This window comes from Bradyrhizobium sp. 31Argb (assembly GCF_043638955.1).
Taxonomy (GTDB): domain Bacteria; phylum Pseudomonadota; class Alphaproteobacteria; order Rhizobiales; family Xanthobacteraceae; genus Bradyrhizobium.
The window spans coordinates 1-5,127 of sequence record NZ_JBEGDB010000413.1 but is presented as its reverse complement, the minus strand read 5'-3'; the positions used below and the strand labels follow the sequence as shown (position 1 = coordinate 5,127).

Genomic DNA, 5,127 nt, shown 5'->3' with positions numbered 1-5,127 from the left:
TACCAGGTTGCGGGGCTGCTGCGCAGCAGCCCCGCAACCTGGCCCTAACCCATCAACCCGCCCTGCCGCCTCAAGCGGCGGGCTCCTGTCCCTGATTATCGTGTCTCACGATAAGGGGTGCAGTTCAGAGACTTATCCCGGATTACGCTGCGCTCCATCCGGGCTACAGGCGCTCAATACAGCGGGAACCTGGTCGGCTCGCCGCCCAGATCCGACGGCGGGTTGAGTGGCTGGCGATCGATCGGCCGATTGAGGTTTTCCCGCGCGAAGTCCGGGTACCCGAACGGCGACGGAAAGGCGTAGTCCTGGAACTTGCGGTCGCCTGGCAGCACCTCGGTGCCGGCATCGAGCCAGGAGCGCGTGGTCACGAAGACGCGCGTGCGCGGTCCCTGCTGGTAGGAACGGTTGGGCCCTTGGCCTCCGTAGGTGACCCGGCCGTCGCGGTCATACCGGAGCTGGTCCTGACGCCTGCTCTGGGCATCGGCAGGGCTGGCGAGGAGACCGACCACCGCCGCAGCGGTGGCAAAGAATACCGCGAACCTGGTCGTAGCAGGAAATCTGGCAGTCATTTCATCCTCGTCACTGTGCCCCGACCGGATGCCGGCAGGTCGCCCCATCTGATTTGGTCACATTGTAGCCTTGGCGCAACTGCCGCCACTAGGTCAAATGCGCCACACCCGCGCGCAATAATGCCGCGGCGAGCGCAAAAGTTTCATGAAAACCAGTGCCTTGCCGCGATATCGCCATCATCGAAGGACGCCGCAGCCGGTAGCGGCCGGCGCCTGAGTGATTACATCAGGTCACCTGGACAGGCGGCCAAACCGGCGAAGCGCTACGACTAACGTTGTCTTAACGGCGTTTCTCGCATAGAAGCGCTGCGCTTCCTTGAGCCGCCGGATGCGGCAGGCGAGCATTTTTCCTCGGAGAGTGAACGATGGGTTACAAAGTCGCGGTGGTGGGTGCGACCGGTAATGTCGGGCGGGAAATGCTCGGCATTCTGGACGAGCGCAAATTCCCGGCTGACGAGGTGGTGGCGCTGGCCTCGCGCCGCAGCGTCGGCGTCGACGTCTCGTATGGCGACCGGACCCTGAAGGTCAAAGCGCTCGAGCATTACGACTTCTCCGATGTCGACATCTGCCTGATGTCGGCGGGTGGCGCGGTGTCGAAGGAATGGTCGCCGAAGATCGGCGCCGCCGGTGCTGTCGTGATCGACAATTCGTCGGCTTGGCGCATGGATTCGGATGTGCCGCTGATCGTGCCGGAGGTGAATGCGGACGCGGCGGCGGGCTTCACCAAGAAGAACATCATCGCCAATCCGAACTGCTCGACCGCGCAGCTCGTGGTGGCGCTGAAGCCCCTGCACGACAAGGCGACCATCAAGCGCGTCGTGGTGTCGACCTATCAATCGGTCTCGGGTGCCGGCAAGGACGCGATGGACGAACTGTTCTCGCAGACCAAGGCCGTCTACACCAATGACGAGCTGATCAACAAGAAATTCCCCAAGCGCATCGCCTTCAACGTCATCCCCCACATCGACGTCTTCATGGAGGACGGCTACACCAAGGAAGAGTGGAAGATGATGGCGGAGACCAAGAAGATCCTTGATCCCAAGATCAAGCTATCCGCGACCTGCGTGCGCGTGCCGGTCTTCGTCGGCCATTCGGAAGCGGTCAACATCGAGTTCGAGAACCCGATCTCGGCCGATGAGGCGCGCAACATTCTCCGCAACGCGCCAGGCTGTCTCGTCATCGACAAGCCGGAGCCCGGCGGCTACGTCACGCCCTATGAGGCTGCCGGCGAGGACGCCACCTATATCAGCCGTATCCGCGAGGACGCGACGGTGGAGAACGGGCTCGTGCTGTGGTGCGTGTCGGACAATCTGCGCAAGGGCGCCGCGCTGAATGCGGTGCAGATCGCCGAATGCCTGATCAACCGCAAGCTGCTCACCGCCAAGAAGAAGGCGGCCTGAGAGTCGCGATTGGTGAATGACCGGGGAGCCGGAATCGATGACCGACGAGCCGGTTCCCTATCGGCCTGATCCCAGGCTGAAACGCATTGAGATCGGCTTCGAAAGCCTGATCTTCAACAGCCGCTGGCTGATGGCGCCGTTCTATTTCGGTCTCGTCGTCAGCCTCGCGGTGCTGCTCTACAAGTTCGTCGCACTGCTGTGGGAGTTCATCCTGCACGTGCCGTACGCCAAGGAATCCGACATCATCCTCGGCGTGCTCTCACTGATCGACGTGTCGCTGACCGGCAATCTGATCCTGATCGTGGTGTTCTCGGGCTATGAGAACTTCGTTTCCCGGATCGATCCCGCCGGCCATCCGGACTGGCCGGAATGGATGACCAAGGTCGATTTCGGCGGCCTGAAGCAGAAGCTGCCTTCCTCGATCGTGGCGATCTCGGCGATCCAGGTGCTGAAGGCCTTCCTGAACATCGATGCGATCTTCGACGCGCAGAAGCTCGGATGGCTGGTCGGCATCCACCTGGTGTTTGTGATCTCGACCCTGATCCTGGCCTTGTCGGACCGCTGGGGCGCCGGCCACGGGGCGGATTGATTGGCGAATAGGGAGTAGCGAATAGCGAGTGGAGTTAGCCTATTTGCTGCTCGCAGCTCGCGCACTCACGAATTCCTTCGTCGTCCGGTCGAGCACGAACAGCGAGCCTTCGGCGACGCCGAAATAGGCGCCGTGCAGGTTCGTCTCGCCGTTCTGTACCCGCTCGCGCACGAACGGGAACGTCATCAGGTTCTCGAGCGAGCGGAACACCGCGGCTTTCTCGATCCGGATGGTGAAGTCCTGCATCGTCTCGTGCTCGCGCTGCTCGACCACCTCGCCGGGCTTGATGAACATCTGCATCCACTTGCCGATGAAGTCGCCGGGCGACAGCGGCTGGATCTTATCGATGAACGCGCGGATGCCGCCGCATTGGGCATGGCCAAGCACGACGATGTGCTTCACCTTGAGCACGCTGACGGCATATTCCAGCGCCGCCGAGACGCCGTGGGCGCCGCTGTCGGGCTGGTAGACCGGAACCAGGTTGGCGACGTTGCGCACCACGAACAATTCACCCGGCCCGGCGTCGAAGATCACTTCCGGCGAGACGCGGGAATCGCAGCAGCCGATCACCATCACCTCGGGTGACTGGCCGCGCACGGACAATTCGCGGTAGCGGGACTGTTCCGTGGGCAGCCGCTGCGTGGCGAAAGCCCGGTAGCCGTCGAGCAGATGTTGCGGGAAGAGCTCCATGCCCTTGCCTAACCACAAGCCGGTGATCGGAACAAGGCTTTCGGACCGATGGCCGAAATGATAGGCGGGATGGAAACGACCGAAAGGAAACGATCATGACCCGTCCGCGCCGCAGCCTGTTGTTCATGCCCGGATCCAACGCGCGGGCGCTGGAGAAAGCGCGCAACCTGCCGGCCGACGGCATCATCCTCGACCTCGAGGATTCGGTGGCGCCGGATGCCAAGGGCCTGGCGCGGGACCAGATCGCGGCTGCCGTGGCGGCCAAGGGCTTCGGCAAGCGCGAGGTGCTGATCCGGATCAACGGCCTCGACACGCCGTGGTGGGTCGACGACATCGGCATGGCCGGCAAGGCTCAGCCCGACGGCATCCTGGTTCCCAAGGTCTCCAGCGTCGACGACCTCAACGCGATTGCCGATCGCCTCAGCGACATCAACGCCCCTGCCTCGATCCGGGTCTGGGCCATGATCGAGACCGCGCGCGCGGTGCTGCATGCCGAGGAACTCGCTGCGGCCTCAAAGGATTCCGAAGCCCGCCTTGCCGGTTTCGTGTTCGGCCCGAACGACATTTCCCAGGAGACGCGGATCAAGATGCAGCCGGGCCGTGCGATCATGATCCCGATGATCACCCATTGCATCCTGGCGACGCGCGCGCACGGCCTGGAGATCCTCGACGGTCCCTATAGCGATTTCGCCAATGTCGACGGCTTTGCCGCCGAATGCGCACAAGCCCGCGATCTCGGTTTCGACGGCAAGACGCTGATCCATCCGGGCCAGATCGAAGCCTGCAACGCGATCTTTACCCCGCCGGCGGAAGAAGTCGCGGAAGCCCGCAAGATCCTCGCCGCGTTCGACAAGCCGGAGAATGCCTCGCGCGGCGCGATCCAGATCGACGGCCGCATGGTGGAGCGGCTCCACGCCGAGATGGCGCGGCGCACGATCGCGATTGCAGATGCGATTGCGGCGGTGAGGAATTGACCTCCCGTCGTCCCGGCTTTCGCCGGGACGACGGGTTAGCGAAATTTTTCGGCCGCCCACGCATAGAGGCTTCCGGGGATCGGCGCCTCGCGGCCGCGGCCCTTCGGCGAGATGTGCAGGCCGATGACGTCGGGATTGCCGAGCAATTTCGAGTAGTCGCGCGGCTCGAAGAACAATTTCGGTTCGGCATGCACCGCATAGAACGACTGCTTCGGCAGGGCATATTGCAATTCCCCTGCGCGGCGGGCGAGCGCGGTGAGTGCCGGCGGGCCGTAGAGGGAGATCCGGATGTCGGAGAGACGGTTGGAAACGCCGCGCAGGCGCCGCAGCGCGAAGACAACGCGATGACGGAGCGCGAGCCACTCCGGCGTCAGCTCCTCCTGCTTCATCAATCCTTCGAAGGCGCGCACGATCGGATCGTCCGACGGCAGATAAAGCACGGAGTTGCCGAGCTGGCGCGGCCGCTCCCACGCAAAATAGGGCTTGGCCGGATCGATCTCGATCGGCTTCAGGAGCAGCACATCGGCATCGAGCCAAACGCCCGCGCGTTCGGCCATCAGCCGTATGCGGAAAAAATCGCTGAACTGCAGGATGGTCCAGCCGCGCCAGCTCCCATCCGGTTCCGGCGGCCGCAGCTTCTCGGAGAACGCATGCGGCAGGATCGCTTCGGCCTCGGCATTGCCGATGCCGTCGGGCAGGCCGGGCAGCGGATCGAAACTGTAGACGGTGACCTTGTGGCCGGCGGCGACCTGCGAACGCAGGCAGGTCAGCCGCAGCCGGTCGAGCGGACCATGCCAGAAGGTGACGACGTCCGGACGCATGCGTCGTTCCTCTAGGCCGTGTGGACTCTTGGGATTCTCAAATCAGATTGAACGTGATTCAAGGCTTTCTTTTAGGAGGAAGCC

The 5,127-nt window shown here is 63.4% G+C and carries 6 protein-coding genes; 3 read left to right on the top strand and 3 right to left on the bottom strand.

The genetic code is table 11. The features are described 5' to 3' along the window. Positions 1 to 173: 173 nt before the first annotated feature. A complete protein-coding gene (locus AAFX91_RS38865) occupies positions 174 to 569 on the bottom strand; it encodes a hypothetical protein (RefSeq protein WP_394570033.1) in 396 nt (131 codons plus the stop codon). Between the two features lie 365 nt (positions 570 to 934). On the opposite strand from AAFX91_RS38865, the gene AAFX91_RS38860 reads away from it, so the two are divergent. Beyond that, positions 935 to 1,969: an aspartate-semialdehyde dehydrogenase gene (locus AAFX91_RS38860; protein WP_394570032.1), complete on the top strand. Its 1,035-nt coding sequence runs from the start codon at positions 935 to 937 to the stop codon at positions 1,967 to 1,969. A gap of 37 nt (positions 1,970 to 2,006) precedes the next feature. Further along, on the top strand, positions 2,007 to 2,558 hold the full coding sequence (locus AAFX91_RS38855) for a TIGR00645 family protein (RefSeq protein ID WP_394570031.1): 552 nt from the start codon (positions 2,007 to 2,009) through the stop codon (positions 2,556 to 2,558). A 39-nt stretch (positions 2,559 to 2,597) separates the two neighbouring features. Here the strand turns inward: AAFX91_RS38855 and AAFX91_RS38850 are convergent, their stop codons facing one another. Next, positions 2,598 to 3,248, bottom strand: a complete 651-nt coding sequence (locus tag AAFX91_RS38850; protein WP_394570030.1) for a carbonic anhydrase — start codon at positions 3,246 to 3,248, stop codon at positions 2,598 to 2,600. Positions 3,249 to 3,343: 95 nt separating this feature from the next. Between AAFX91_RS38850 and AAFX91_RS38845 the strand changes: the two genes are divergently transcribed. Continuing rightward, positions 3,344 to 4,222, top strand: coding sequence for an HpcH/HpaI aldolase/citrate lyase family protein (locus tag AAFX91_RS38845; protein WP_394570029.1), 879 nt, complete (start codon positions 3,344 to 3,346; stop codon positions 4,220 to 4,222). Positions 4,223 to 4,257: 35 nt separating this feature from the next. Here AAFX91_RS38845 and AAFX91_RS38840 read toward each other — a convergent pair whose 3' ends face one another. Then, entirely contained in the window at positions 4,258 to 5,043 is a 786-nt protein-coding gene (locus tag AAFX91_RS38840; RefSeq protein WP_130581213.1) for a hypothetical protein, read from the bottom strand. Positions 5,044 to 5,127 lie beyond the last annotated feature (84 nt).